Below are 26,100 nucleotides of genomic sequence, written 5' to 3'. Positions count from 1 at the left end.
CGCAGCCGGCTAGACCAGATCCGAAAGCTCATCCCCTTCGGTCCGCCCCTGCAGCTTTTCCATCCGCTCGCGGGCGTCTTTGTAGTCGTAGTCGATGCTGATGACTTCGGTATAGGCGTCGACGGCGGCATCATTGTCGCCGGCGGCTTCGCGCAGGCGCCCGATGAGATAGTAGCAGTCCGTAAACGGCTCCGCTTGTTCCACTCGGTTGAGTTTGATGACGGCCTGCTCAAGCTGCTTGAGGGCCAGTCCGTTCTGCCCCTGGGCCAGGAAGCACTTGCCCAGGTTCAGTTTGACGGAACCTTCGATGCGGGGGTCGCCGGAGGCCTGCTGCAGCAACTTCGTCGCCAGCGGATACTGCTTCGCCTGCATCAGGCGTTCGGCCTGCTCGAACTTCAGCCGCATGTCGGCCGGGTAGCGTTCGATGCGTTTCTGGAAAATGCGGATCGAGCGTTCGAGCAGATCCTTCTTCATCTGCAGATATTGAGACTTCGCCTCTTCGCCACCTTTGGGAACGGTCTGACGCATCCGCTCCAGATCGCGCTGGGCCATTTCCAGTTCGATGTCTTCGGCGCGCTCCAGAATATTGGCGTCGCCGCCGCTGACGTCGGCCCCCAGCTTCATCTGTTCGAGGGCCTCCTCCAGCCGGCTTTCGCGCCGGTAGAGGTCGGCGAGGCGGATGTAGTTGTCCTTGTTCTTGGGATCCTTGCGAATCGCGCGCTGGTAGTCGGCTTCCTCGGAGTCGCCCGGGCCGATCAGTTCTTTGCCGGCGCCCCCGCCCGTGACGCTTTCCTCGTAGCCGACGATCGGCTCCTGCTTGACCTCGCGCGTGCTCTGGGCCTCTTCGAAGCGGCCCTTGTAGATCGTCTTATTCGTGTGGAGCCGGCTGATCCAACTGCGCCATTCGCCGTTCTGCGCATCGAGGCGGAAGAGCCGTTCGACAATCTTGATGGCGTCGTCGTAGAGATGACGGGTTTCCATCACCTCGGCCCAGGACTTCAGAAAGTCTTTGTTCTCCGGGGCATTCTCGGCCGCCTTCTGGAAACCATAGGCGGCGACTTCTTCGTAACCGCGCTGACGGGCGGCTTCGCCGACGTCGGCGTTGAGCTGGGCGTCCCAGGGATTGATCGCCAGACCCTCTTCGGCGGCCTTGTCGAGATCGTCCCAGTTCTGCTGCGACCGGGCCTTCTTGACCTTGCTTTTGGCACTGTTCATCGACAGGAACGAGGTTGCGCCGGCGCCCTTCTTGTTGTTGTTGTATTTCCGCTCTTCGGCCCCGCGCAGCGTCTGGCGATACACGACGTTGTCGGGGACGAGCGTGACCGCCTGCCCGAACATCTGGGCGGCGAAGTCCCAGCTCTCCTTGGAGAGCGCATCGGCGCCCCGCTTATAGCACTCCGCGGCAATTTTTCGCTTGCGATCGTCGATTTCTGCCATGGGGATTCTTGCCAGAGTCGGTCTGAAACAGGTTCCTGGATGCGCCACGAGCGCGGCGTCTCTGCCAGTCTACCAGAATTCGGACGCCTCTCCACCCGCCCGGAACTCAAAAGAAAAACCGCCGCCGACTGCGGGGAATTCCCGTCAGTTGGCGGCGGTCGAGGATTCGAACCGTCGGGAGGCGGACTCCTTACCGGTTGGCGTCCGAGTAGAACTTGGTCTGCTCTTCGCGGATCAGAGGCTCCTGAATCGAGTTGCTCGTGAGCCGGGCTCGCAGCTTGTGGTTGCCTTCGGCCGAGGCCTTCACATGAATCCGATAAATCGCCTGCGTGCCGGCGTTGAGTTCGCCGAGGGCTTTGAAGACCAGCAGCCGACCTTCAACAGCCCCTTCGGTCGCTCCCTTGGCGGTGATCAGCTCGACTGCGGGAGGCAGTTCGCAGGCCAGAGCGACGTTGGCGGCGGCCTTGGAGCCGTCGTTCTTGACGCGGATTTCGTAGGCCGTTTCGGTTCCGACTTCCACCGGGTCGTCGAGTTCGACGATTTCCATCGTCAGGGCCGAGGCTCCGTCGATTTCGGTCTCCATCCTGGCCGCGACCTGGACTCCGGCGTCCGAAGTCACGTTGACGGACTGGGTGAAGGCGCCGAGATCGGCGGCCATCAGTTCGCAGCTCACTTCGGCGGTCTGCCCCGGCTCCAGCCGACCCACGAACCACTGAATGTTCTTCTGAGCCGCATCGTACTTGCCGCCCCGATCGGCCGAGATGAAGCGGAAGCCCGAGGCCACCGACTGCGTCACCCGCACGTTGTTATTGGGGACGGTGCCGTCGTTCTTGACGGTCAGCGAGTACTTCGCACTGCGGCCCTTGTAACGCAGCCCAGGGCCATCCACCGCCACCGTCAGGCTGGGCGCGATCACGTTGACGACGGATTCGGCTTCGGCCGCAAGGTCGCCGGCCGACGAAGCCGACACTTTGACGCTGAACTTGCCCCCTTTGACTGCGGTCAACGGGAGACGGACGGTCCGGGTTTCTCCGGGAGCGAGCGAGCCGACGGCCATCTCGAGCTTTTCGCTGCGAGGGTATTCGAGGCCTTCGTCGAGCTGGGCCAGGATTTTGACGTCCTGGGCCACGCCGGTGCCGGGATTGGAAACCATGACGAGCTGGGAGACGGGATCGCCGATCATGACTTCGGCCGGTCCCTTGAGGGCGACCTTCAGCATCGGTTCTTCGACGCGGAACACCGCCGCGGCGGTTCCGGTGAATCGGACCTGCGCGGTTGTGCCCAGATCGCCGCGACGGCCGGGGATCATCTTGATTTCGATGACTTTTTCGGCGCCGGGCGCGAGGAGCGGGAAGCTCCAGGTGAGTCGATGGGTTGCGGAGGCGGGTTTGGGTTCGACGGCGGTCAACCGGATCGTCGGGGGAAACAGGGCGTCGACTTCGACCTGGCTGGCGGGAATCGCGCCGCTGTTTTTGACAACGAGCTGCACGGAGCATTCCTGCCCGACGTTGATGTCGGACTTCTTGACCCACTCGACCGTCACCTGCGGCGTCTGGGGGCCGGTTTCCACCGTTCCGCCCGGCGTGCGAACATTGACCGAATTTTCAGCGCCGCGGGCTTCCGCCCGGACGTGCTGGATATAGTTTCCTTCGGAACGGAACGGATCTTTTTCAAAATCCGCATTCGTTACCGGAGCATTGTCCTTTTCGTCGGCTGCAGCCTGCCGAACCGGGGTCTCGACGGGCTTCTTGCCCACCGGGATCCGATTGCTGGCCGTCGACGAGGGACGGGTTGCCCCGGTGGCCAGCTTGCTCAGATCGGGCTCGGCGAAGAGGTCGTCGAAGTAGTTCTTCCCCTGCGCATCCGACTTGGGAGCCGAGGCCGGCCGGCGGCTGTACCGCGTCGGCACACCTTCGGAACTGGCGGCCGGGTCGGCGGCAGAGACGACGCCGACCTGCATGGCCAGGGCGCCAGTCACGGCGAGAATCCAGGTCCCGCGAGGCATTTTCGGCTCCTTCCGAATTCCTTCGGTCGCAGGGTGGCGGGGCATCCGGACCACCTGCACGAACATGACGATGATGTCGAACTTGCCCCATCCTGAGGGCTCATCCTTCGTCATCGACGCGTCTGCGTATTCCGGTTCAATCGAATTGGCAGGATATGCCGCTTTTTCCGCAAGTTTCGAACATGCCGGCCAGAACCGGAGCAGCAGTTCAGGTCTGTCGGCGGCTACCAGGCCCCGGACGGACTGCGGCGAGAAGCATCGGTCGAAGAAAATGCACTGACTTTCAATTCGCGGTCGTTGAATTTCCGCTGCAGCACGACCACCAGGCGCGTTGTGCCGGGCAAGCCATATGCCCACGACTCCGTGATTCCCTGACCGGTCGCGATGCGGCTGCGGGAGGTCGGCTCTCCGAGCATCTGCCGCAGATGTTGGGCGCTCAAGCCGACCTGCAGCGAGTCCGGCCCCGCCGGGGCGGGCGCTTCGGGAGCGATCGGTCGATCTGGCAGAGTCGAGGCGCGCTGCCATCGCCCCCCCCGGTGCGCATATCCCATTGACTGCAAACGGGTTGCAGCCTCCGTGACTTCCGGATTCTGATCCGCGGCCTCGATCAGCAGCGCAACCGCTCCCGGTTCGTCTTTGAGCAGCGCAAGCCGTTCGTTTGCGAGTGTGACCAGCCCGCGCGAGCCCTCTTCTCGCCACCGCGGTTCGCGGGCTTTCAGCCAGGTGACAATGGCTTGCCGGGCCTCGTCGGGTTTCTTGCGCCCGGCGAGTTCTTCTGCGAGGCCGACCAGTTCGGGGCGAGTCAGCCCCGAGGCCCGCTCGACGCGGTACTTCAGATACTGGTCGTCGTATTTGAGGGCCAAGTCCGCTTCCTCCGGGACGATCCGCTTGAGTCGCTCGGAGATCTCTCGTCCATTCCGACCGTCGGCCTCGGCATCGAGGGTGATCCGGGCCGTCTGGATGCGTCCCCACAGCAGTCGCTGCAGAATTGGCTGTTCGGCGGGCGTGGATCGCCGCCAGGCTTCCAGCGGATCTTTGGCAAACCGAGCGGCCAGATCTGCGGGAATGGTGGCAAGCGGCGTCTGAGCGCCGGGCAGCCGGCGGGCCAGGTCGGCCGCTACGGTCGACAATTCCTGAGCATTGGGGGGGACTCGCCCGAGCGCGGACCGGCTCTCAATCAATCCTCCTTCAAATGTCAGCCGGTCTCCGAGTTCGGCGATTCCGTAGTCGACGGCCTTCGTCGCCAGCGCATACCGTCCTGCAACATCATCGGGGGGAAGTCCGTGGGCTTCCGTCTCGACGCCCTTGCGATAAATCGCCATCGCCTGCTTCTTCAGTTCGCGATCTTCGTAGAACGTGGCGCGTCCGGTCGCCCAGTCTGCCAGCGCGTAGTAGTCTTCGGATTTTGCCGGATTGATCCGGGAATCGCGGCTTTGAAATTCGTCGTGATCCGACGGGATGCCCTGCAGATCGTCGACGTAAAAACCGATTTTGTCGTCCACTTTGCGCAGCCGACCGCGCATTTCGACGCGTCGGGAGGATGTCACGCGCCCCGCGTGGTTTTCTCCCAGATGAAACACGACGTCGCACCGCTGCAGCCGGAGTTGCTGCTTGTTAAACGCGAGGACTCGACCTTCGACCTTGATGGACGTGTCGAGAAACTTCTCCCACTCCTTCCTCCGTCCTAGGAACTCCTCGGTCGACCAGGGGGATTCCGCGGCGGCCGGACTGGCACACAGCAAGATCAGCAGCAGACCGAGTCTCCAGCTCCGTGCATTCATTTCCCGGCCTCCTCCCAGCGACTTTGCGCTGCGATCAGCTCGCGCACGACCGGCTCCTCTTCGGGGGAAATCTCAAACACCACGGCCCGGTAAGTCTCGTAGTCCGTCCACAGAAAAACGGACTGGGGGATGAATTCCAGGCGGCCGGCGGCGGCCTCCGGGGACGGAGGCCGAAACTGCGCCACTTGCGCTCCGACAATGACGCGCGTCGGCCGTTCGTCCGCCGCTCCGCGACGGAATGTCTCGGGCAATGGAAGATCGACGTCGACCAGTGTTTCGCCGGTCGGAAGCATTACGTCGGCAACAGGCTCCTGCGTCTCGGCGTCGTATGTCACCGGGACGTCGAGCACCAGCCAGGCTCCCTTGATCCGGTTCGCGGCCGCCCTGGCCGTGCTGGACTTTCCATCCGCCGGGACCGCCAGGCACTCCTGGAGCCAATCGGTCAGGATCAGGTAGGGCATGGCGTTCGCCGCCCGGGCTTCGCGCCACCGGTGGCGAACGGCATCCGCATCGGCGTCGTGTTTTCCCAGAATGTCGACGGCGGATTTCGCGCGCCCGAGTTCCTGGGCCGCTTTAACGAAGTTTCGCTCGCCAAATGCGACGAGCCCCTGTTCCAGGGCGACCGGCAAGGTGCTGCGGGCGTGCTCCACGCGCCAGCGCCAGCCGAGTCCGAGGCCGGTCGACAGCACCAGCAGCCCGATGCCGGCGGCGATCATCCGGAACGGCGTCAGATTTCTACGACGCGGCTGTTCCAGGCCGGCCTTCGACGGCTTCTCCGGCTGAGGCTCCTGTTTCTTGCGACGCGGACGGACTCCCCCTTCGATGTCCGGCGCCGATTTCTTCCGGCGAGTCGGTGGGAGCGGAGTCTCCCCGAACTCATTCGCGTCGGTATCGGCGGAAGTCCGCCGAGCCGATTCCGGCTCGGGTTCCTCGGAGGATGTCCGTTCGACCGGCTTACGGGCCGGGGCCGGTCGCGGGTAGACGTTCATCGGCAGGACGAAGACCACGCGGTTGCAGGCTTCGCAGGGAAACTGCTGAAACCGCGACTCGCGCAGGCCGGCGACTCGCGCCCCGCATTCGCAGACGAACTGATACGGCTCTCGATCCGAACCGCCCCTGGCAGTCGAACGCTGAAACAGCCCGGAAGCCTTGTTGAGCCAGCTCGCCATCGAATCCCCGGTCTCCGGGATGCACGCCGCCTGAACACGGATGCAACGATCGTTGCCGCCCCGGCAGATCGTCGGGGCCAGGTTCAGTCTATGGCGCGTGCGGTCCGGGAATCCAGCGGAAACGAAGATCGGTGGTCAGGAGGCGATGGCGCAAATGTCGAATGACAAAGACGCGATGTCGGAAACGAGACAGGCTCCCTTCGGCCGCATTGCGATCTTGAAGCGATCTTGCGGCGGGCGGGAGCCTGCACTGCCTGCATGGCGACTCCGTCAGACGTCCAGATCTTTGACGTCGAGCGCGTGTTTCTCGATAAACTCCCGGCGGGGTTCGACCTGGTCGCCCATCAGGACGCGGAACATTTCGTCGGCCGCCGAGGCGTCTTCCATCGTCACCTGCAGCAGGGTCCGCTGCTGGGGGTGCATGCTGGTGTCCCACAGTTCCTCGGCGTCCATTTCGCCGAGACCTTTGAAGCGGGTGACTTTCATGCCCCGTTCGCCGAGGGCGCGGAGCTGAATCAGCAGCTCGCGGAAGCTGGTGAGCTTGACCGTGTGGTCCTCCTGAACGATGCGGAACGGATAGACCGTTTCGCCGTCTTTGGCGCCGGGCGGGTAGAGATCGGCCAGTCCGATGCCGTAGCCCTTCAGATCGCGCAGGACGTCGTTGATCGAGCGGATTTCGTAGAGATCGACCACCTGCAGCAGGCTCTCGGCGGGGGTTGCGACTTCGGCCCCCTCGACGGGGGGCTGCGCGGCCGCGTTGGCGGCTGCGACGTCGAGTTCGTGTCCGCGGCGGGCTTCTTCGGCCTGGATGAACTGCTCGACTTCGCTTTTGGTGAAGAACCAGTGCTCAGCCCGGCCCAGGAAGACGCGGTACTGCGGAAGCTGGGTGCTCCCCTCGGGAATCCGGGCGGACATGTGCCGGAGGGTGATGCCGCGCCGTTCGAGGACTTCCATCGGCTCTTCCAGCCGGGTCATCAGCTTGACGATGGTCCGGAGAACGTCACCGGTGAGCTCGTCGCCATCCTGGCAGATAACGGTGCTGCCGTTGAGTCCGAGTTCGATCAGTTCCGCCATCATGCTTTCGTGCGTCTGCACGTAACGGGTCTTGCTGCGCTGGACCACTTTGTAGAGGGGGGGCTGGGCGATGTAGACGCAGCCGTGCTCGACCAGGGCCCGCATGTGGCGGAAGAGGAACGTCAGCAGCAGGGTGCGGATGTGGCTGCCGTCGATGTCGGCGTCGGTCATCAGGATGATCTTGCCGTACCGCCGCTTGGTGATGTCTTCGAGTTCGGCCATCGGGGGGATGCCGATAGCTTTGAAGATGTTGGAGATTTCGGCGTTGTCGAGAATCTTGACGAGCTGAGCCTTTTCGACGTTCAGAATCTTGCCGCGGAGGGGCAGAATCGCCTGCGTGTTCGAATCCCGGCCGCTGTCGGCGGAGCCGCCGGCCGAATCGCCTTCCACCAGAAAGACTTCGGTGATGTCGAGTTCCCGGCTGCGGCAGTCGCGGAGTTTTTCGGGGAGTCCGCCGGAGGTCAGCGCTCCCTTGCGGCGGACCATTTCGCGGGACTTGCGGGCGGCTTCGCGGGCCTCGGCGGCCATTGCGCCCTTCTGGCAGATCTTCTTGGCGATGGCGGGCTTCTCTTCGAAGAACTTGTTCAGCGCTTCGCCCGCGACGCTGTTGACGATCCCTTCGACTTCGCTGTTGCCGAGCTTGAACTTGGTCTGGCCTTCGAACTGCGGGTCGGGAACGCGGACGGTGATCACGGCGACGAGCCCTTCGCGGAAGTCGTCGCCGCCGGGGGCGATGTTCTCGTCGAAGATCTTTTCCCGTTTGCCGTAGGCGTTGACGGTCCGCGTCAGGGCAGCGCGGAACCCCGACAGGTGCGTGCCGCCGCCGGCGTTGTTGACGTTGTTGGCGAACGAGCGGACGTTCTCCGAAAAACCGTCGTTGTGCTGGACAGCGATGTCGACGAAGACCCCCTCCAGCTCGCCCGTGATGCGGATGATCGGTTCGTAGAGTGCGGACTCAGTCCGGTTGAGGTACTTGACGAACTCGACGATCCCGTCGGGATAGTAGAAATCGTCCTTCTGGCCGCTGCGTTCGTCTTCGATGGCGATGCGGACGCCTGCACTCAGGAAGGCGAGTTCCTGGGCGCGTTTGGCCAGCGTCTCGTAGACGTATTTCGTGTCGGAGAAGATCTCCGGGTCGGCCTTGAAGGTGATTTTCGTACCGGTGGCGTCGCTCTTGCCGAGCTTTTTCAGGTCCGAGACGACCTTGCCGCGCACGAAGTCCATGCTCCAGACGTGGCCTTCGCGGCGGACTTCGGCTTCGAGCCATTCGGCGAGGGCGTTGACCGCCTTGATGCCGACGCCGTGCAGGCCGCCGGTGCCGAGCTTGTAGCCCCCTTCGCGGTCGAATTTTCCGCCGGCGTGAATATTGGTGAAGACCACTTCCAGGGCAGACTTGTTGCCCTTGTCGGGCATGACGCCGACAGGGATGCCGCGACCGTCGTCCTGGACGGTGACGCTGCCGTCGGCGTGGATCTTGACCGAGATCTGTTTAGCGTAGCCGGCGACGCATTCGTCGATCGAGTTATCGATCAGTTCGTAGACGAGGTGGTGCAGCCCGAGCGTCCCGGTATCGCCGATGTACATGGCGGGACGATGGCGGATGCCGTCGATCCCTTCGAGGACGCGGAGATCCTTTTCGCTGTAATCGCTGCCGGGGACAACGGGTTCACTGCCGGGAGTTTCGGTCGTCTCTGACAAAATCGAGGCTCCTGTCACAAAGGTCCGCGGAGGGTTCTCGCGGAGATTCAATCAGGCGGTCGCGTCGCCGGTTCCCTGGATCAGCGACCAGCCAACTGGAATTTCAAACTGCGAATCTGCAGCCGCGGATACTGAGCCTGGAGCTTTCCGGCCAGATCGGCGGCATGAAAGGAAGCGAGCTGGCTGAGAAGGGCAGCGCTGCCGACGGACACGTGCAGCACCCCTTTCTGAATTTTGAGCGGCTTCGCCAGGGAAGCCCATTCCGGTTCCGCCACGGCTTCCCAGGCCCGTTGCAGGTCGTCGTGCCCCTGCTTGCGGGCGAATCCGCGAAGGGCAATCAGCTCCGCCAGCGCCATCGACAGCGGTTGCGGATCCCGCGATCCGCCCGCGGACACAGAACCGGCCTGAGCCATCACTAGTCTCGCGAAAGGGGCATGATGACGTAGGAGTAGCCGTCGTCGGTCGCGAGGACCGCGGCACTCTCGTGATCGATGAGCTGAAACTTGACCGACGTCCCGCCGTCGAGGACGCGAAGAAAGTCCGAGATATACCGGGGATCGAACGTGATGGTCAGGTCGGCGTCGTCGTAGGAAATCGGCAGTTCGATCTTGGACTGGCCGACGTCGGCCGCCTGGCTGCTGAGTCGGAGAACGCCTTTCGAGAAGGTGAAATCGACCCCCCGGCTTTCTTCGTTGGTCACGATCTGCGACTGGCGGACTGCGGAGTAGAAGGGGGAGGCGACCAGTTCGACGGTGGAGTTGAAGGTGGTCGGGAGCACCTTGCGATAGTCCGGGAAGCGTCCCTGGACGAGCTGGCTGGAGATGACCGTCCCGCCGCAGCGGAAGGCGATGTCGTTCGGGTGGACCGCGATCTGCACGTCCTGCTCGGCGTCTCCGAGGCAGCGTTCGACGAGCGTCATGGCCTTGGAGGGGACGACCGGGGCCGTTGCGGCGACCTGCGGCGAACCGTTCGCAGAGCAGACGCCGTGCATCAGGGCCAGCCGGCGACTGTCGGTGGCTGCGAGGGTGATTCGTTCGGAGGAGAGTTCCATCAGCACGCCGCCGAGTGCGTAGCGGGTGCTTTCGACGTCGGTGGCAAAAATGGTCCTGCGGATCATCTGCCGCAGAATCGCGGCGGGAACGACGAAGAAATCTTCGTCTTCAAAACCCGCCACGGGCGGAAAGTCGGCGGGATCTTCGGCGGAAAGGCGGAACTCGCTGTACCCGCAGCGAATCCAGACGGCGTCGCCGGTGATTTCCAGACGGACGGTGTCGTCGCTCAGTTCGCGGAGGATGGACAGGACGCGGGCGGTGGGCAGGAGAGTTTCGCCGAGCGATTCGGTTTCGACGCCTGCCACTTCAACGCGCATGCTGATTTCGGAGTCGGTGCCGACGAGCATCGCCTGTCCGCGACCGACCTGCAGCTTGACGTTTTTGAGAATGTCTTTCGTGGTCCGACTGGGGACCACGCCGCTGACCGCCTGAAACGCCGACGTCAACGATCCACGCTGGCATTGTAACTGCATGGCTGGTCGGTACTTTCGCTTCCAGAAAGGAGTCCGCGCGCCGGTATCAGACCCCCCTGACTCCGTCGGGTTCGCGGAAGGCGGCAGTATAACGGATTTTGGGCGTCCGGGTCACTCTACGACCACTCTTTTCCGCAGAGTTTGCCGGACCCGGAAACTGTTCAGAAATCGAAACGCCGGGCCAGCTTGTGGCGCGGCGGGTGTTCGGGTCGAAGGCGGGCGTGTTCAGGTACTGCTGGGGGTCCGCCAGTTGCGGGAGTCGCGGAGGAGGAGGTCGTCGGCCGAACGGGGACCCCACGAGCCGGCGCGGTAGGGTTCGGGGACCGTCTGGTGGCGGCTCCAGTACTCGAGGACGGGGGTCACAAATTGCCAGGCGGCTTCGAGCTCGTCGGTGCGGAGGAAGAGGGTGGAGTCGCCGCGGAGCACGTCGAGCAGGAGTCGTTCGTAGGCTTCGGGCAGGGCCTGCTTGAAGGTTGCGTCGTAGTTGAAGTCCATCGTGACGGGATGGATCTGGTAGTTCATGCCGGGTCGCTTGGTCGAGAACGACAGCTTGATGGATTCGCTGGGCTGGATGCGGAATACGAGCCGGTTGGGTCGGGCGCCGACCAGATCGCAGATGTCCCCCTCGCATTCGACGGTGCTGAAGAGGTTCAGCGGCGGCAGCTTGAACTGGATGGCGATCTCGGAAACGCGGGACGGCATCCGCTTGCCGGTGCGGAGATAGAACGGCACGCCGGCCCAGCGCCAGTTGTCGACCTGGACTTTCATGGCCACGTAGGTTTCGGTGCGGCTGTCGGGGGGGATGCGTTCTTCGGACAGGTAGCTGGCGGCGGGCTTTCCGTCGACGACTCCCGCGGAGTATTGGCCGGGGATGACCCAGGACGCGACGTCGCCGCGGTTTCCGCCGGACAGGGCTTTGAGGACCTTCAGCTTTTCGTCGTGGAGATCTCGCGCGCCGAAGAGCGCCGGGGGTTCCATGGCGATCAGGCAAAGGAGCTGCAGGACGTGATTCTGCAGCACGTCGCGCAGGGCGCCGGAGTGGTCGTAGTAACCGCCCCGCCCCCGCTCCATCCCCTGGGACTCGGCGACGGTGATCTGCACGTGATCGATGTGATTGCGGTTGAAGAGGGGCTCGAAGATCGAGTTTCCGAACCGGAACAGCAGGATGTTCTGAACCGTTTCTTTGCCGAGGTAATGGTCGATGCGGTAGATCTGATCTTCGCGCAGGAAGCGGCGGAGCTGGGTGCTCAGTTCCTGCGCGGAGGCCAGGTCGTGGCCGAAGGGCTTCTCGAAGACCACGCGGAGCCAGTCGGCCGATTCACGGCCGGGGACCAGCCCCGACTGGCTCAGACCTTCCACGGCGGACAGAAACAGATCCGGGGCCGTGGCGAGGTAGACGACCCGTTTCCCCTGCGTACCGGCGGCCTGCTCGATCGGGACCAGGCCATTGACCAGCGGCGCGTAGTCGGAGGGGTTGGCAATGTCGAGCTGCAGATAGTGGAGGCGGCTGGCGAACTGCGACCAGCGCTCCGGCGAGATCTGCCCGGCCCGGACGTTGCCGTTCACGTCGGCGAAGATCTCGTTGCGAAATTCTTCGTCGGACTTCGGTCGGCGGGCCACGCCGATAATGGGCGACGCATCCGACAGATAGCCTTCGTACCACAGGTCGAACAGGGCGGGCATGAGCTTGCGGGCGGTCAGATCTCCGGAGGCTCCGAAGATCATGATCGTGGCGTCCCCGGCAGGAACGTGTCCTGTCGCGGCCTGCGGAATCGCCTGGGGCGCGGTCACAACGCTGGGTTGATCGGAGCTCATGACAGTTTCCTTCGTGTCGGACCGCGGCGTCTGCTTCGAGCGCCGGCAACGAGTCACCTGCGAGCGGTCAGCAGGCTCGATAGGTTTTCCGGGTTCAATTCTCGCAGGCTTCTGACGGCCAGGGTCGCTCCAGCGGCGTCCGCCGGAGTATGCCCCGTACTGATGACGCCGACGCAGGCCATCTCCGCTCGACGAGCGGCTTCAATTCCGGGCGGGGAGTCTTCGATGACGATACAGCGGTCCGGCGACAGCGTCATCCGCTCCGCGGCCTTGAGAAAGACTTCGGGATCGGGTTTGCCGCGGGTCACGTCATGGCCGGTGACCCATGCGGCGAGATGCGTTCCGACGGCGAGCCGATCGATGGCCAGTTCGACGTTCTCGCGTGGTCCGGACGAGCCGATGGCGATGCGGCACCCCGCGGCGGCGAGGTTTTCGATCAGCTCTGCGGCGCCGTCCATCGCGGGGAATTCGCGTTCCACAAGCTCGCGATACAGCACTTCTTTGCGGTGCACGAGCCGGTCGACATGATCGAGGGGCCAATCCGTCCGCCCCCATTCCTCATGAATGATCTCGCGTCCCGTCCGTCCGAAGGTGCGGTGAAAGGCCTCTACGGAATAGACGACGCCGACCTCATTGGCCAGCGACTGCCAGCTCTCGAAATGGGCCTGGAAGGAATCGACGAGGACGCCATCCATGTCGAAGATGACGCCCCACGGCTCCGCCATGTTGATCCTGCTTTCGTCGCGAAGTCGGCGGACTGGTTGTCCGAGGATTTCCAGAAATCGGAAACTGGCGAAATGGTAGCGGATTTCGCGGCGATGGGCGAGTGGATCGGCCAACGGCAGATCCGAAACAGGACAACGGCTCAAGCACGCAGAACGGCTCTCGCAAGTGCATTTCACAAAAGCACTTATGAGAGCCGTTCGACGGGAGCGGAGAGGGCGGGGCGATGGCAATTGACGTTTTTGTTGCTGGGGTGAGGAGCTGGGAAGTTGATCTGCGACGAATTCTCGGCACTTCGGCGGATGGGAAATGACCGTACGCTTAAATTGAGCCGCGCAGCGAAGCGGCGTTGGCTTGAATGAATTGTCAGGCCTGCTTGAGACAGACCTTTCGGCTGATTGCACGGACACCTCGCTGCGTGTTGGGCAAATCGCCTTCCCTTCAGCCGGCCAGGCAGGCGGCCGCCGTGCCGGGGAGGACGAAACCGCCAGCATGATCCGCTCGGTCGGCATGGCTCCGCAGGAGCCGATAGAGCGCGGTCCAAACCGCCGCGAATGCCGCCCAGGCCGCCAAGGTCTGCTCGCGTGGGTCGACCGCCACCTGGACAAGTCGCTGACCGCCCAGCGCCGCCAGGCCCTCCCCGTCCTTCCAGGAACAAAAGCCGGATCAACCGGGACCGCCAACAATTGACGATTTCGCGCAGCCCAGGCGGAGCCCAATCTCGTTCGGCACGGTGCTTGCATAATCTATGGCGGCTGGGGGAAGGCGGCGAGGAGTTCTTCGTCGTCGGCCCAGCCGGTCATGTAGAGACAGACCATTTCATACGCTCGACGCGACAGGTTGCCTCCCGTCGCCAGGGCCAGGAGCAGCCCGGCGAGCAGCGAACAGTAGAGCTGGATCTCCACGCCCCGCGTCTTCGCCGAGAGCAGTTGCTGGCAGCCCAGCACCTGCTTCAGAAACCGGAAGAACAGCTCGATCTGCCACCGGCATTCATAGATTAGCACCACCTGTTCGGCCGGGAGATCCAGCAGCGTCGTGGCCAGGATCAGGCCTTCCCGCCCGGTCTGGTCGCTGCGAAGCCGCCCCTGCCTTGCCGAACTCGGTCGACCGGGCACTGGCTCGACGGTGATCCGCCGCACGACGTGATTGGTTCTTGCGGGACTGGCTCCGCTGCCGCCGCCCAGCGCGATCAGTTCATCCGCCACGACCCCCGCGGCGCGATCGGCTTCGGTGAGCGCGGGGAGTTGAACCGCATGACCGTTCGCGTCGTTGACCGGTCCCTCGACCACGCGACCGTCCCCGCGATTGAGCCGGCAGACGTAGTCGCAGCGGGCTTCGACCAGTTCGTTGAACACCACGGCCGAGCGATAGCCCCGGTCCAGAATATAAAGGTCTCCCGGCGCACCGGCGGGTTGCGGTTCGCGGGCCTGGATCTGCTGGAGCGTGACGGCGCGCTCGGAGTGCGGCCCTTTGGCCGGCTCCTCGGTGAGGGTCGAGGCCACGACCCCCTGGTCGTGAATGCGAAGCTGGGTGTGCAGCCGCCACTGGCCTTGAGAACCGCGTCCCAGCCGGGCGGCGATCTGCGGCAAGGCCGACAGCACGGTCCCGTCGACGGCGACGAGACGTTCGACGATCGGGTTGGGAAGGCGTCCCAGCCGACCGCTGCGGCTCACGCGGAACTGATGCCGGGCGAACTGGCGGCGGAGTTCGTGAACGAGTCCTTCCAGGAGCGAGGGATCGAAGACGGACGAGGCCTCGGAGAAGGCCCCGGCCGAGACCTTTTGCCCGCCGGCGAGCTGTTGGACCTTTTTCAGTCCCGAGGCTGCGACGAGCGCCCGGGCGGACTTGAGAACGGGGTTGAAGAAGCCGATCAGGAGGAGCGCGGCATACTGGCTGTAGAACAGCTGCCGGTTGCGAGCGGTGTCGCGTTCTGTCCCGCAGGGAGCCAATCGTTGCAGCAGCGGAAAGATGCGCCGCAGCAGGACGGTCCCGGCCAAAGGACCAATCAGCTCCCGCCGCTCCTCCTCCGTCAGCCCCTTCTCCGCCATCGCCACTCCCTCCGCAGGGAGAAAGACTACAATCTCAATCGGCCTGCGCAAAAAGCGTGCCGAACGAGATTGGGCGGAGCCTGGCATTTGAATCAGCGGCACGATTCTGCTTGACTGGTCTCTCAGGAGGCTGAAAATCGGCTGCAAGTCATTATTCTTGATCGCGTTTGCGACGCCTTTCCGTGCCCTTCCGCTCTCCGTTTTGAGCTTTCCGCATCCCTTGAACTTCGCTTCATAAACCGCCATACTTCGTCCGACTTGCCGTGGAGCGAGCTGGGGAGTGGTGTCGGCGGACGGACCGCGGACCTCTTCAGCGGGACCTGCGGCTGCCTCCTGCGTTTCCTGACCGGGTGCGCCTGGCCTGGGAAACGGGGCTGTCTCAACGCGGGACAGTTCGCCCCCGAGGTGGAGAAACATGGGTACGTACACCAAGACCGAGATCAAAAAGCTTCGCAAGAAGCGCGCCCGTCTGAAGAAGAAGCTGCGTTGCCGCTTCTGTCCGAATGGCTGCGACAAGTCCCCCCGTCCCGTCTTCGTGGACTACAAGGACTTGAAGACCCTCCGCACGATGATCGACCGCGAAGGAAACATGCTTTCCCGCCGGAAGACTGGAAGCTGCGCCAAGTACCAGCGCGCGGTCCGCGAGGCGATCCTGCGGGCCCGCTTCGTCGGCCTGCTGCCGTACGTCGCCGAGGATTAAGCGGACGCGGCTTTCGCCGACCGCCGAAGACAAACGAGCCCCGCGGAACTTTCAGCAGTTCCGCGGGGCTTTGTCGTTATCCGGCCGGAGTGAAGCATGAAATTCGAAACTCGAAATCCGAAACTAACTCGAAACGGTCAAAATTCAGAATGTGCGTCGCAAGAGCCCGTTCTGTCCGCTTCGAGCTTTCTTCCTTTGTTTCGGATCTCGTGCTTTGAATTCCGAATTTCCGGCATCACGCGGGCGTGTGCCGGAACTTGCGCGGCCGGCCGAACGGCAGCCACTCGATGACGTACAGATCGCCGTGCGAATCGACCGTCAGGGCGTGGGGCGTGGCGAACCGATCCGGATGCTCCTGAATCTTCGCTTTGTCGATGCCGGCGCCGTCGCCGAGCTGGGCGACGAAGTGGTCCTGGGCGTCGAGAATGCTGACCCGCGAGCCCAGTTCCGGGACATAGATCAAGCCGTCGTACTGGTAGAAGCAGCATGGCAGCCGCAGCCCTTCGATTGTCCGCTGGTAGTCCAGGTCGAGCGAGTAGACTTCGATCCGGCCGTTGGCGCGGTCGGCGATCAGGACTTCCGGTTCGCCTTTGATCGTGCTGATCCAGACGCCGTGACAGGTGTTGAACTTGCCGTGTTCCTTGCCGCGTCCGCCCATCGTGCGGATCAGCTTGAAGTTCTTGTCGAATCGGTGGACGAGCTGGCTGCCGTAGCCATCGACGACATAAATGTCCCCGTTGGGAGCCACGGCGACGTCGGTCGGATTGGTGAAGTTGAACTTCTGGGACGTGTCCGACTCGCTGGCGACGTTCCCCAGCGTATAGAGCACCTTCCCCTTGAGATCGGTCTTGTAGACGCGGGCGCCGATCTTCGGGCCATCCTTGCCGCCGGCAATGTTCTCGGTCCAGTAAAGGAACTCGCCTTCCGGTTCCTTGCTCCAGTACAGCCCGTGGGCGGTGGCGACGACCTGCTGGGGATCGTCGAAGCCGACGCCTGCGGCGAACTCCTTGCTCCAGGTTTCCAGCAGCTTGCCATCCCGGTCGAAGATCGCCACGCAGGGGCTGGCCGAGCGGGAGGTGACGTAGATCCGGTCCTGGGAATCGACGACCAGGGCGCAACCGAGGCCGTACTTCATCCCTTCCGGCAGCGTGCCCCAGGCAGGATCGAGCGTGTAGCGGTGCTTCCCTTCGCCGATGACGACGGGCTTGGCGTCGCTCTCGGCCCCCAGCAGCGAGCTCGTTGAAGAGACTCCGCCGAAGGCCGCCGCACCGACGGCCGCAGCCTTCAGGAAGTCGCGGCGGGTCTGGCGGATGGGGAACAGGTACTGGTCAGACATGAGGGCGGACTCCCGGGAACAGAATGGATGGCGAAGATTTCGCTCTATCCTGTCGGCGTGTGAGCCGGAATGCCAGAGGTTGTTCGACAATCACTCTTGTGGCCGTGTGCGGCCTCCGAAGCTGACGACGAGTGCGTTGTCGACAACTTTACCGGTGACGGTTGCATGACCGACAACGAGCGTCAATGGCAAATATTGACAGGAATCAATGGTCGCGATACGGTGGTGTACATCGACTATCTTCGAGCGGGAGGGCCGGTTGTTGAGCTCCACACTGAATTTGTCTCTGACCGACGAACTGCGAGCGTTCATCGACCAGCAATCCGGGGAAGGCACGCTGTATGCGACACCGAGCGAGTTCGTGCGCGACGTGCTCCGCGACAAGAAGGAACGTCTTGAAGCGGCCGGGATTCGGGATGCAATTCTTGAGGGATACCAGGACGCGATTGCCGGTCGGACCGTTCCCTATCGGGGAAATCTTCGCCAGCTCCTGAAGAAGAAAGCCGCCGATTGAATCCGCGTAAGAAGACCGTCGTGAATGCGTCCGTCGAACTCACGGAGCGGACGCTGGTCGACCTCCGCGAAATCGAGCGATATTCGGTCGAGAAATGGGGGCGGACGACGGCAAATCAGTACCTCGACGACATTGCGGCGGCCTTCGACCGCTTCATCGAGAACCCGGAGATCCTATCGCTCGAACCGGATTTCGCTCCCGGCCTCTATTTCTACCGCGTCAGGAAGCACGTTCTGGTCTGCGACTACCATGAGCGGAAAGTCGTGGTCCTGACCATTTTCCACACCAGCATGGACCTCCCCGCACGGCTGGCGGAACTTGAGCCTCGCCTGATTGTTGAGGCACAGATCCTTCGCAGCAAGTTAAATCGCTGACCGGGGACTCTGACCTTCGAGTTGCAATTCTGCTTCGAATCACGACGGGGTCGCCGCTGATTCTGCGAGAAGCCGCCGATCAGCCCGTCCCATGATCGCGAGTTCAACTGACCATCGGACGAGTTCACTGTAACTGATAGCCGCTGCGTTGATGGAAGCCGCTGATTCGGTAGAGCACGCGCTCCCGAAACCAGAACTTGTCGTCCAGGAGTTTCGACGGGGGAATCTCCTCCAGTTGCTCGGTCTGCTCCTGTTCGTCTCCGGACCAGCAGCCGTAGAGTTCAACGATGCGGACTCCGCGGTCGAGCAAACCCATCACGAGATCGAACAGTTCCCGATGGTTGCTCGGATGGTCGTCTGGTGGTTCACGGTCGCCCGAATCAACCAGGAATTGTTCCGGCCACTCGCCGTCCTGAAACGAAACGCTGCGAAATCCGCAGCCGCAACCCAGGCTTGATCCCACGTAGACGACTTCTGGTTGTGTGAAGTGGGAATTGACGGTCTCGGTTTCTGGAGTGAGAACCTCGACGTAAACTCGACGATCCTGCGCCTCCCAATGACTCAGCGGAGGCCTGCTTTCGGCACCGAGATAGAGTACGAAGCACATGTGGGGACTGCTCCGCGCGAGGGCCTTCGGGACAGACGGTCGATCGCGAAATTGACACGCTCCTGTCGGACACGCCCCTCATTCGCCGGTTCACTGCACCTCAGCCCGTCCCCAGCCCTCTGTCGTACGCATCGAGATCGCGCAGATACACTGCCAGCGTCGACTGCAGCGTTTCCCGGCCGATCGTCCAGCGCGGGTTTTCGTCCGTGTAGCGGTGGCAGTGGTCGACCAGCAGCCGGTGCAGGAACTTGAAGAGGTGGCGCGGCACCCGCAACCGGCCCAGCGTGCCGATCAGTTCGACTTCGCTGACGCTCTCTTCGAACCAGCCCTTGAGGGACTCCGCCGAGCTCCGTTCGCGGGAACTGGCTCGGATGCGGTCGTTGGCCAGGTCGTAGAGCGATTCGCCGGTCCATTCGAGCGAGCGGATCAGGTTCTGCTTGTCGAGCCGGGAGCGCTCGTAGAACTCCTTGTCCTCGCGGTCGAGGTACAGGCTGACTTCCGACGGGAGCAGCAGCTTGAAGCCCAGACCGGCGTGCTTGAGGAACTTGTTGTCAAACATCGGCCAGAGGAGCTCCCGCATCCGCTCCGGGTTGCCGTTGACCAGGTGCGGCTCGTCAACCCGGTCGACCACGATCGTGATCGTCGGGAAGCCCAGCGTCCGGAGGATGCTCTGCAGCTTGCCGATCAGCTCGTAGCGGTCGTCGCTCCGGTCCCGGCTGGGGAACGGCTGGCTGATCAGATCGCGGCCGTCGAAGGACGACAGCATTCCGCGGAGCGCATTCAGCGGCCGGTCGAGGACGCGGACGGCCCGCGCGACCCACCACGCCTTCCAGGTCAGATGCAGTTGCTTCCAGAGCCACGGCCCCCAGGCGACGAGCAGGATCAGCCAGGGCCAGAGCCGGCCGAACTGATTCAGGCTCCCGGCCTGAGCCATGATCCCAAACAGAATCGGCGTGACGACGGCCCCCACGGCCAGCTCCCACCAGCTTCGCAGATTGGCGTAGCGCAGCTTCCGGCGCAGCCGGTCCCAGCGCTGCTGCGGCGCCAGGCCCAGACTCCGGTCGTAGAAGGCCGTCAGCATGAGGAAGTCGCGCTTCTGGGAGTGCGTCAGCGCGGCGAGTTTCTCGGCATGAATTTCGAAGGGGCCGACATCGGAAGTCTGCTCGTCGAGGAGGTCGTCGCCGAGCTGGGTGATCGCCAGCGACAGGATGGCGTCCATGTGGTCCCACAGCCGCCAGCGGGCCAGCGTGCGGTGGGGGCTGCGGTTGATGACCGACATCCGCTGGTGGAACGCGTCGAGGAACGGGTTGAAGTCATCGTATTCGATGACGTAGACCCGCTGCTCCGCGTGGTCGCGATTGTGGCTGGCGATGCGATCAATCATCTGCAGGCGGAGGGCGGTCTTGCCGCTCCCTTTTTCGCCGAAGACGACCGAGGTGGCGGGGTCGCCTGGCTCTCCGCAGATTTTATCCCACGCGGGGTGAAACGTTTCACGGGCGCAGAACTGCTTGAAGAGGGGATCGGTCTGGGCGTCTTCCTGGTTAAACGGGTTCTGGCTGAGCCCGTGGTGGTCCAGAAACTGAGTCACCTTCATCGTGAACAAGTCCCTTTGTGGACGGAGCACCTCCGTGACGAGGGCAGGCCGGACAGCAGTGACGGCCTCAACTCACTCTAGACCCGAAGATCTAGAGCGTCCACCTCGGCGGAACGCATTGAATTTGACTGTTGGAAAGACTGACGAATCCTTGAGACTTACGTCGAAAAGGGTTGTCGACTCAAGAGACTGGGAAAGCTGTGCCGATGGTGACGATTGTCCGGCCAGTGTTGAGCGTTGCCAGTCATCTGGCGCTTCCGTGCGGTGATTTCCGTTGCGAGTCGAGATTGGTTCTAACTGCATGACTTGTAGGTGGTTACTGAGATTTGTGCCGATTCGGTTCGCATGCTTCGTCGGACTCTCGCTGGCGGTCGCCGGGTGGTTCGCGTCACAGTGCACCGCTCAGGAATTCTCCGAAGCCACCCAGGAATCAGAGTTTGCTGATACGACGGTTCCTCCGGAGCCGGGCGCCGCCGATCCCTGGCTGGAAATCGGCGCGCTTCGTAATCGCCTGGATCAATTGGAATCAGCGAACGCCACTCGCAAGGCGGCCGATGCGACCAAGAAGGCGGTTGACGCGAAGAAGCCGACCGTGAAATGGTCGGGCGAGCTTCAAGCCGACCAGTATTGGTTCAACCAGGATGAGGCCAACAAAGCGCAGTTCGGCGACGTCGAGAATGGATCCGACTTTCGACGGGCGCGAATCGCCATGTTCGGGGACTACGGTCCGTCGGAATACCGCCTGGAAATGGACTTCGCACAGTCAGGGCGACCGACGTTCCTCGACGTCTGGGCCGGTTTCAAAGACATTCCGGGCTTGGGGCGAATCCGGGTGGGTCACTTCTTCGAACCCTTCAGTCTGGAACGGCTGACGTCGAACCGGTTCCAGACGTATATGGAACGGTCCCAAGTCGATCAGGCCTTTGCTCCGGCCAGAAATCTTGGCGTCGGCGCGACAAACACCGTCGGCGAGGAAGAAGTTGGCACATGGGCCATTGGATTGTTTAACAACAACAGCAATGCCTACGGAGATGCGACCGGCGATCGGTTTGCCGGGGTCGTCACTGGCCGCGTCACCTGGTTGCCGTGGTTCAACGATCGCGGCGACGAATTCCTCCATCTCGGCTTCGCGTCGAGCTACCGTCACACCGGCACCGGATTTGTTCAGTTCCAGGCAGAATCCGAGGCGCGGCTGGGGGCGAACACTCCCAACGTGCCGTTTTTCATCAACACCGGAAAAATCGCCGCCCGGACCTATCAGTTGTTTGGTTGGGAAGCTGCCCTGGTGAAAGGGCCGTTCTCGCTGCAGAGTGAAGTGACGCTGACGCCGGTCGAGTCAACATATGACGGCGGCCTGCTCTTCTACGGCTGGTATGTTGACGCCAGCTATTTTCTGACCGGCGAGCATCGCGTTTATCGGAAAGAGTTCGGCGTTTTCGACCGGGTTGAACCTGCACGGCCGTTCCTGAAATTTGCCGACACAGACGGCGTCGAGTTTGGTCCCGGGGCCTGGCAAGTCGCAACGCGATTGTCGCAGGTCGACTTGAATTCCGGGGCCATTCAGGGGGGAAGACAAACCGATCTGACCGTCGGTCTGAACTGGTATCTCGATCCCTACACCCGCGTGTACTTCAACTACGTCCACGCGATGATCGACCAGCCCGTAGATGGCTCCAGCACCTGCGACAGTCTGGCTATGCGCTTCAGCTTCGACTTCTGATCTCGCACTCCGGAGGCAGAGTGCCCGCTCGATTCTCCCCTCCATCTCCGCCGAACGCGGCGCCCATTCTCAACCCATCTCTGAGTCAGCGTACGCCGCCCACGGCGCGCAGATTGGACTTAGGGGAGAAAGTTGTCATCATGTTCCCGCCGCGGGGCGCGGCGCGACGTTTGCCGGGGGTCTTGACGTTGCCGGCGGACTGGAGTGTGCCTGACGGGAGTCATCTGCAGATCCTGGAGTCATCACAGTGCCCGACGTGTTCCGCCTGCCCGAATTGTCGCTCGTCCTGGCAGACGCCGCCGGCCCGGCGCTCAATATTCCGAACAGCCTGCGCTGGCTGCTGGCTGCGGTCCTGGGCGGCTATCTGCTGCTGATGCTGGGGATCAGCATCTATGCCAAAGGCAAAGTGGAAACTGAAGAAGACTTTCTGGTCGCCGGCCGGCGGCTGGGGGTCTTTCTGGCCTGGGGTTCGCTGATCGCCACCTGGTTCGGCGCCGCCACCATGAGCGGTTCCGCCGGGGCGGCCCGGGAGGAAGGGCTGCGGGGGGTGATCCTCGATCCTTTCGCCTGCTCGGCGACTCTGATCCTGGCGGGCCTGTTTTTCGCGGGTCCGCTGTGGCGAATGAAGCTGCTCACGGTCGGGGACTTTTATCGTCAGACTTACGGGCAGGCGACGGAAGTCCTGTGTTCGATCCTGATCATCCCGGCTTACTTCGGCTGGGTCGCCGCCCAATTCAAAGCGCTCGGCATCGTGCAGGAGGTCTATTTCGGGATTCCGCTGGAGTGGGGAATCGTCGTCGGCTTCCTGATCACGCTGGTCTATACCTCGGTGGGGGGGATGTGGTCGGTGACGCTGACCGACACGCTGCAGATCGTCATCGCGTTCGCGGGACTGATTTGCCTGGGCTATGTCACGTTCTCGGCGTTTGGCGAGGGTTCCGCGGTGGGGGGCGTCAATAAGATGGTGACGGAGCTGCCCCCTGACTTTCTGACGCTGCTGCCCATCATGACCACTGCGGGTGTGCTGGGCTGGACGGGGACGTTCTGCTCCGGGTTCTTTGGCTGTATTCCGGGGCAGGACCTGCTGCAACGGGTCTTCTCGGCCAACAGCGCCCGAACCGCCAGCCTGGCCTGTCTGATCTCCGGCGTGACCTACCTGATGTTCGGTCTGATTCCCGTCAGCATGGGGCTGCTCTCCTCGCTCACCGATCCGATTCTGCCGACCGAAGGGCGCGACCAGGTGCTGCAGTTCATGGCGAGCAAGTATCTCTCGCCGGCCATGGCCGTCATTTTCGTGGTTTCGTTCGTGTCGATCGTGATGTCCACGGCCTGCAGCGCGGTCCTTGCGCCGGCGACAGTCCTGGGCCACAACGTCCTCAGCCGGTTCGCGGCATTTCGCGGTCACGGCCTCCTGATCGAACGCTCGTGCGTGCTGCTCGTGTCGCTGGGGGGCCTGGTGCTGGCCTTCTACGGCAATTCGATCATGGACCTGCTCGACCTGAATCTGTCGCTGCTTCTCTCGGCACTGTTCGTCCCGCTGGTGATGGGCTTGTATGGTAGTCCGCGGTCGCACTGGTCCGGCATCCTGCCGATGGTCTGCGGGTTGTCCGCGTTTTTGGGACGCTATTTCTGGGAAGCGGCGATCTGGCCGATGCCGGAGGGAATTGCAGAGTCGCCGGCCTATCACGACTGGCTTTCCGCAGCCGTCGGCGCTGTGTCGGGCAGCGTGCTGCTGGCACATATCGCCTGGGTGTGCGCCGTAATTCCGGCGGATCTTTACGGACTGGGGTGCAGCGTTCTGGGCTACTTCATGGGCCAGTGGATTGGATGGGCCAACCCGCCGCTCAACGACACGATCCGGCAGCGGGCCTTCGATCGCCGCCGCGATTTCGGCGCAAGCGCCACAACATAGAGTCGATGCTCGGGAGGCTATGGCACGGCCTTGAGGGCCTCCGGATCGGTTGCAAAGTTGATCGACTCAAATCCCGCCGCCTTGCAGGCATCGTAGACGCGGATCATGTCCCCCATCGGGACTTCCGGGCCGATGTCCAGATTCACCGGGAGTTCCTTCGCGGTTTCGGCCAGTGCGCGGAGGACATCCTGGAGGGGGCCGAATTCCGGATAGTCCGATCCTTCCAGCACGCTGACGGTGGCGTCGCCCCGTCGCTCCAGTTTCAGCCAGACTTCGCCAAGCGGTTTCTCCGCGGGCGGGCTGGCGGCGGCCTCCACGGCCCCGGGCGCCAGATCGGTCTCCAGCAGCAGATCCCTCACGGTTCCCGTGCTTGCACAGATAAAGAAAATCAGCAACTGAAACACGATGTCGATCATCGGCGTCATCGTGATATTGGCGTCGAAGCCGCCCCGGTCGCGGGAAGTGGGAATCCGCATGGTATCAGTTCCCTCCCGCCGCGGAGACGACTGCATAGCGGACCCGCGTCACCCCCTGCCGGGCCGCCGCCAGCAGCAGCGGCTCCACGAACCGGTAGGGCGTCTCCTTGTCGGCCCGGATCCGCAGCTCGCATTGCTCTGAGCCGTGTTCGGTCATCATCAGCGAGATTTCGCGATTCGCATCCGAGAGCGAGATCTCCACGCCGGCCAGCGAGAGCGTGCCGTCGGGGCGGACCGTGACGATCAACCGGCTGGCGACGTCGTCTTCGCTTTCTGCGAGCGTCGCCCCGGGCAGATTCACCGGATCGGACGGCTCGTTCGTGATGTAGTACGTGGCGACCAGGAAGAAGATATTGAGCAGGAACACCACGTCGATCAACGGCGTAATATTGAACGTCAGTCCGCGTCCGACGGGACGGCTGGGAACTCTCATCCCTGCGGTCCTCGACGGGGCGGCTGTCCGGTTTGCGGGGCCGCCGGTCGGCCAGGCGCCGCGGCCTGCGCCCGCCGGGCCTTTCGCCGGGCGGCGAGGCCGCGCTTGTAGTCGGCGAAGACGTGCTCGGCGAGGAGCGAGGTCTGCGCCACCAGTTCGTCGATCCGGTTCCGGAAATAGGCGTACGCCGCCGTGGCGGGGATGGCGACGATCAGCCCGAACAGCGTGGTGACGAGGGCCTTGTAGACCCCCGGGGCCAGTTCGGAGACCTGGGGATTGGCCTTCTTTTCGAATTCCATGAACGCGAGGATCATGCCCCAGACGGTTCCCATCAGCCCGAGCATCGGGGCGATCGTCCCGATAATGGACAGATACTCGACCTTCCGCTGCAGCCGGGACGACTGCTGCACGGCGGCGTCTTCCATCGCCTTTTCCGCGGCGGCATAGCCGATGCCGATTTCCGCCAGTCCCGCGGCCAGCAGATAGCCGAGAAAGCTGGGACGCGACCGACAGAGTTCTTCCGCCTGCTTGAACTGTCCCGCCATGATCAGCCGATGGGACTCTTCGGCCAGGCCGCGGGGCATCAACGTGCCGCGACGGATGCTGAGCATGTGCTCGAACATGAGGGCGACCATCGCCAGGCTGAGACCGACGATGATGTACCCGATCGTGCCGCCGTCGATGAAGAACTGCTGGATGCTGAGCTGCGACAACGGGTCTGGAGCAGGAGCCGGATCCTCCCCGCGGGCCAGGCTGGCCCAGGTGAGCACCAGCAGGGCGGAAAGCAACATATACGCAGGGATTTGCCGGGCGGTCATCCATACTCTCCGGAGTCGCCGTGGGCGACTTCCCCCGGCCGTCCCTCGTTTGTAGCGAATTCCGTGAAACGCGAGAACGGGAATCTCGACCGCGGCCGACCGGTTTCAGTTCCGGCCGCGTGCAGGTGAACCCGAACTTGGCATGCGGTAGAGTACCGGTTCCCGAATGACCCGCGAAGCGGTCCGCTCATCCTTCGTCTGCCCCCGCGAATCTGTTCGTACTCGTTCCGGACGGCTCTGCATGGCTTCCAAGTCCCGTCGCACCAGTCTGCCAAATTCGACCGCTTCCGGCGCCAGGACTGAGATTGCCGCGTCTCTCCCGCCACTTGACCCTGGCGCCG

22 protein-coding genes are annotated in these 26,100 nt (G+C 63.2%); 6 read left to right on the top strand and 16 right to left on the bottom strand.

Annotated elements, in window-relative coordinates:
* Window positions 1–9: 9 nt before the first annotated feature.
* The 9 genes from SH412_RS06410 to SH412_RS06370 all read right to left on the bottom strand — a co-directional run bounded on the left by SH412_RS06410 (window position 10) and on the right by SH412_RS06370 (window position 13,343).
* Window positions 10–1,437: a tetratricopeptide repeat protein gene (locus SH412_RS06410; protein WP_336522684.1), complete on the bottom strand. Its 1,428-nt coding sequence runs from the start codon at window positions 1,435–1,437 to the stop codon at window positions 10–12.
* Between the two features lie 190 nt (window positions 1,438–1,627).
* Window positions 1,628–3,556: a hypothetical protein gene (locus SH412_RS06405; protein ID WP_336522683.1), complete on the bottom strand. Its 1,929-nt coding sequence runs from the start codon at window positions 3,554–3,556 to the stop codon at window positions 1,628–1,630.
* Between the two features lie 110 nt (window positions 3,557–3,666).
* A complete protein-coding gene (locus tag SH412_RS06400; protein WP_336522682.1) occupies window positions 3,667–5,223 on the bottom strand; it encodes a hypothetical protein in 1,557 nt (518 codons plus the stop codon).
* Window positions 5,220–6,392, bottom strand: a complete 1,173-nt coding sequence (locus SH412_RS06395; protein ID WP_336522681.1) for a hypothetical protein — start codon at window positions 6,390–6,392, stop codon at window positions 5,220–5,222. Before SH412_RS06395 ends, SH412_RS06400 begins: the two co-directional genes overlap by 4 nt.
* A gap of 270 nt (window positions 6,393–6,662) precedes the next feature.
* Window positions 6,663–9,164, bottom strand: coding sequence for a DNA gyrase subunit B (locus SH412_RS06390; RefSeq protein ID WP_336522680.1), 2,502 nt, complete (start codon window positions 9,162–9,164; stop codon window positions 6,663–6,665).
* Window positions 9,165–9,244: 80 nt separating this feature from the next.
* Window positions 9,245–9,577 (bottom strand): DUF721 domain-containing protein, encoded by a 333-nt coding sequence (locus SH412_RS06385; RefSeq protein WP_336522679.1) that lies wholly within the window; start codon window positions 9,575–9,577, stop codon window positions 9,245–9,247.
* 2 nt (window positions 9,578–9,579) lie between these two features.
* Window positions 9,580–10,689: a DNA polymerase III subunit beta gene (gene dnaN, locus SH412_RS06380; RefSeq protein ID WP_336522678.1), complete on the bottom strand. Its 1,110-nt coding sequence runs from the start codon at window positions 10,687–10,689 to the stop codon at window positions 9,580–9,582.
* A 225-nt stretch (window positions 10,690–10,914) separates the two neighbouring features.
* Window positions 10,915–12,504 carry a glucose-6-phosphate dehydrogenase gene (zwf, locus tag SH412_RS06375; protein WP_336522677.1) on the bottom strand — a complete coding sequence of 530 codons (1,590 nt, stop codon included), beginning with the start codon at window positions 12,502–12,504 and terminating at the stop codon, window positions 10,915–10,917.
* 53 nt (window positions 12,505–12,557) lie between these two features.
* Complete coding sequence (locus SH412_RS06370; RefSeq protein ID WP_336522676.1) at window positions 12,558–13,343, bottom strand: HAD family hydrolase; 786 nt, start codon at window positions 13,341–13,343, stop codon at window positions 12,558–12,560.
* A 376-nt stretch (window positions 13,344–13,719) separates the two neighbouring features.
* Between SH412_RS06370 and SH412_RS06365 the strand changes: the two genes are divergently transcribed.
* On the top strand, window positions 13,720–13,917 hold the full coding sequence (locus SH412_RS06365; RefSeq protein ID WP_336522675.1) for a hypothetical protein: 198 nt from the start codon (window positions 13,720–13,722) through the stop codon (window positions 13,915–13,917).
* 56 nt (window positions 13,918–13,973) lie between these two features.
* Here the strand turns inward: SH412_RS06365 and SH412_RS06360 are convergent, their stop codons facing one another.
* On the bottom strand, window positions 13,974–15,275 hold the full coding sequence (locus tag SH412_RS06360; protein ID WP_419555789.1) for an IS4 family transposase: 1,302 nt from the start codon (window positions 15,273–15,275) through the stop codon (window positions 13,974–13,976).
* Window positions 15,276–15,690: 415 nt separating this feature from the next.
* On the opposite strand from SH412_RS06360, the gene rpsR reads away from it, so the two are divergent.
* Window positions 15,691–15,975, top strand: a complete 285-nt coding sequence (rpsR, locus tag SH412_RS06355) for a 30S ribosomal protein S18 (protein ID WP_336522673.1) — start codon at window positions 15,691–15,693, stop codon at window positions 15,973–15,975.
* A gap of 235 nt (window positions 15,976–16,210) precedes the next feature.
* Here the strand turns inward: rpsR and SH412_RS06350 are convergent, their stop codons facing one another.
* Window positions 16,211–17,311, bottom strand: coding sequence for a twin-arginine translocation signal domain-containing protein (locus SH412_RS06350; protein ID WP_336522672.1), 1,101 nt, complete (start codon window positions 17,309–17,311; stop codon window positions 16,211–16,213).
* Window positions 17,312–17,573: 262 nt separating this feature from the next.
* Between SH412_RS06350 and SH412_RS06345 the strand changes: the two genes are divergently transcribed.
* Both SH412_RS06345 and SH412_RS06340 read left to right on the top strand, forming a co-directional pair.
* Entirely contained in the window at window positions 17,574–17,825 is a 252-nt protein-coding gene (locus SH412_RS06345; RefSeq protein ID WP_336522671.1) for a ribbon-helix-helix domain-containing protein, read from the top strand.
* Window positions 17,826–17,845: 20 nt separating this feature from the next.
* On the top strand, window positions 17,846–18,199 hold the full coding sequence (locus SH412_RS06340; RefSeq protein ID WP_336522670.1) for a type II toxin-antitoxin system RelE/ParE family toxin: 354 nt from the start codon (window positions 17,846–17,848) through the stop codon (window positions 18,197–18,199).
* Between the two features lie 124 nt (window positions 18,200–18,323).
* On the opposite strand, the gene SH412_RS06335 is transcribed toward SH412_RS06340, so the two are convergent.
* Together SH412_RS06335 and SH412_RS06330 are read right to left on the bottom strand one after the other, a co-directional pair.
* A complete protein-coding gene (locus tag SH412_RS06335) occupies window positions 18,324–18,662 on the bottom strand; it encodes a hypothetical protein (RefSeq protein WP_336522669.1) in 339 nt (112 codons plus the stop codon).
* 244 nt (window positions 18,663–18,906) lie between these two features.
* On the bottom strand, window positions 18,907–20,400 hold the full coding sequence (locus tag SH412_RS06330; protein WP_336522668.1) for a hypothetical protein: 1,494 nt from the start codon (window positions 20,398–20,400) through the stop codon (window positions 18,907–18,909).
* Between the two features lie 328 nt (window positions 20,401–20,728).
* On the opposite strand from SH412_RS06330, the gene SH412_RS06325 reads away from it, so the two are divergent.
* Together SH412_RS06325 and SH412_RS06320 are read left to right on the top strand one after the other, a co-directional pair.
* Window positions 20,729–22,120, top strand: coding sequence for an OprO/OprP family phosphate-selective porin (locus tag SH412_RS06325; protein ID WP_336522667.1), 1,392 nt, complete (start codon window positions 20,729–20,731; stop codon window positions 22,118–22,120).
* 247 nt (window positions 22,121–22,367) lie between these two features.
* The gene (locus SH412_RS06320) at window positions 22,368–24,032 is read left to right on the top strand and encodes a high affinity choline transporter 1 (protein WP_336522666.1); all 1,665 of its coding nucleotides are present in this window, start codon (window positions 22,368–22,370) and stop codon (window positions 24,030–24,032) included.
* Between the two features lie 17 nt (window positions 24,033–24,049).
* On the opposite strand, the gene SH412_RS06315 is transcribed toward SH412_RS06320, so the two are convergent.
* Genes SH412_RS06315 through SH412_RS06305 form a run of 3 tightly spaced genes read right to left on the bottom strand, consistent with a single transcriptional unit; the run spans window position 24,050 to window position 25,759 of the window.
* The gene (locus SH412_RS06315; protein ID WP_336522665.1) at window positions 24,050–24,508 is read right to left on the bottom strand and encodes an ExbD/TolR family protein; all 459 of its coding nucleotides are present in this window, start codon (window positions 24,506–24,508) and stop codon (window positions 24,050–24,052) included.
* A gap of 4 nt (window positions 24,509–24,512) precedes the next feature.
* Window positions 24,513–24,941 carry an ExbD/TolR family protein gene (locus SH412_RS06310; protein ID WP_336522664.1) on the bottom strand — a complete coding sequence of 143 codons (429 nt, stop codon included), beginning with the start codon at window positions 24,939–24,941 and terminating at the stop codon, window positions 24,513–24,515.
* A complete protein-coding gene (locus SH412_RS06305) occupies window positions 24,938–25,759 on the bottom strand; it encodes a MotA/TolQ/ExbB proton channel family protein (RefSeq protein ID WP_336522663.1) in 822 nt (273 codons plus the stop codon). Before SH412_RS06305 ends, SH412_RS06310 begins: the two co-directional genes overlap by 4 nt.
* Window positions 25,760–26,100 lie beyond the last annotated feature (341 nt).

The sequence above is a fragment of the Planctellipticum variicoloris genome, from assembly GCF_030622045.1.
GTDB lineage: Bacteria > Planctomycetota > Planctomycetia > Planctomycetales > Planctomycetaceae > Planctellipticum > Planctellipticum variicoloris.
Note: the sequence above shows the minus strand (reverse complement) of the source record. Positions and strands in the feature narration are given on the sequence as shown.

Excerpts from the sequence above, each read along its gene's own strand:
- SH412_RS06360 (WP_419555789.1), bottom strand. The coding sequence starts at position 15,275 with ATGGCGGAGAAGGGGCTGACGGAGGAGGAGCGGCGGGAGCTGATTGGT.
- SH412_RS06405 (WP_336522683.1), bottom strand. The coding sequence starts at position 3,556 with ATGACGAAGGATGAGCCCTCAGGATGGGGCAAGTTCGACATCATCGTC.
- SH412_RS06310 (WP_336522664.1), bottom strand. The coding sequence starts at position 24,941 with ATGAGAGTTCCCAGCCGTCCCGTCGGACGCGGACTGACGTTCAATATT.
- SH412_RS06365 (WP_336522675.1), top strand. The coding sequence starts at position 13,720 with ATGATCCGCTCGGTCGGCATGGCTCCGCAGGAGCCGATAGAGCGCGGT.
- SH412_RS06385 (WP_336522679.1), bottom strand. The coding sequence starts at position 9,577 with ATGGCTCAGGCCGGTTCTGTGTCCGCGGGCGGATCGCGGGATCCGCAA.
- SH412_RS06315 (WP_336522665.1), bottom strand. The coding sequence starts at position 24,508 with ATGCGGATTCCCACTTCCCGCGACCGGGGCGGCTTCGACGCCAATATC.
- SH412_RS06350 (WP_336522672.1), bottom strand. The coding sequence starts at position 17,311 with ATGTCTGACCAGTACCTGTTCCCCATCCGCCAGACCCGCCGCGACTTC.
- SH412_RS06395 (WP_336522681.1), bottom strand. The coding sequence starts at position 6,392 with ATGGCGAGCTGGCTCAACAAGGCTTCCGGGCTGTTTCAGCGTTCGACT.
- rpsR (WP_336522673.1), top strand. The coding sequence starts at position 15,691 with ATGGGTACGTACACCAAGACCGAGATCAAAAAGCTTCGCAAGAAGCGC.
- zwf (WP_336522677.1), bottom strand. The coding sequence starts at position 12,504 with ATGAGCTCCGATCAACCCAGCGTTGTGACCGCGCCCCAGGCGATTCCG.
- SH412_RS06400 (WP_336522682.1), bottom strand. The coding sequence starts at position 5,223 with ATGAATGCACGGAGCTGGAGACTCGGTCTGCTGCTGATCTTGCTGTGT.
- SH412_RS06330 (WP_336522668.1), bottom strand. The coding sequence starts at position 20,400 with ATGAAGGTGACTCAGTTTCTGGACCACCACGGGCTCAGCCAGAACCCG.
- SH412_RS06305 (WP_336522663.1), bottom strand. The coding sequence starts at position 25,759 with ATGACCGCCCGGCAAATCCCTGCGTATATGTTGCTTTCCGCCCTGCTG.
- SH412_RS06410 (WP_336522684.1), bottom strand. The coding sequence starts at position 1,437 with ATGGCAGAAATCGACGATCGCAAGCGAAAAATTGCCGCGGAGTGCTAT.
- dnaN (WP_336522678.1), bottom strand. The coding sequence starts at position 10,689 with ATGCAGTTACAATGCCAGCGTGGATCGTTGACGTCGGCGTTTCAGGCG.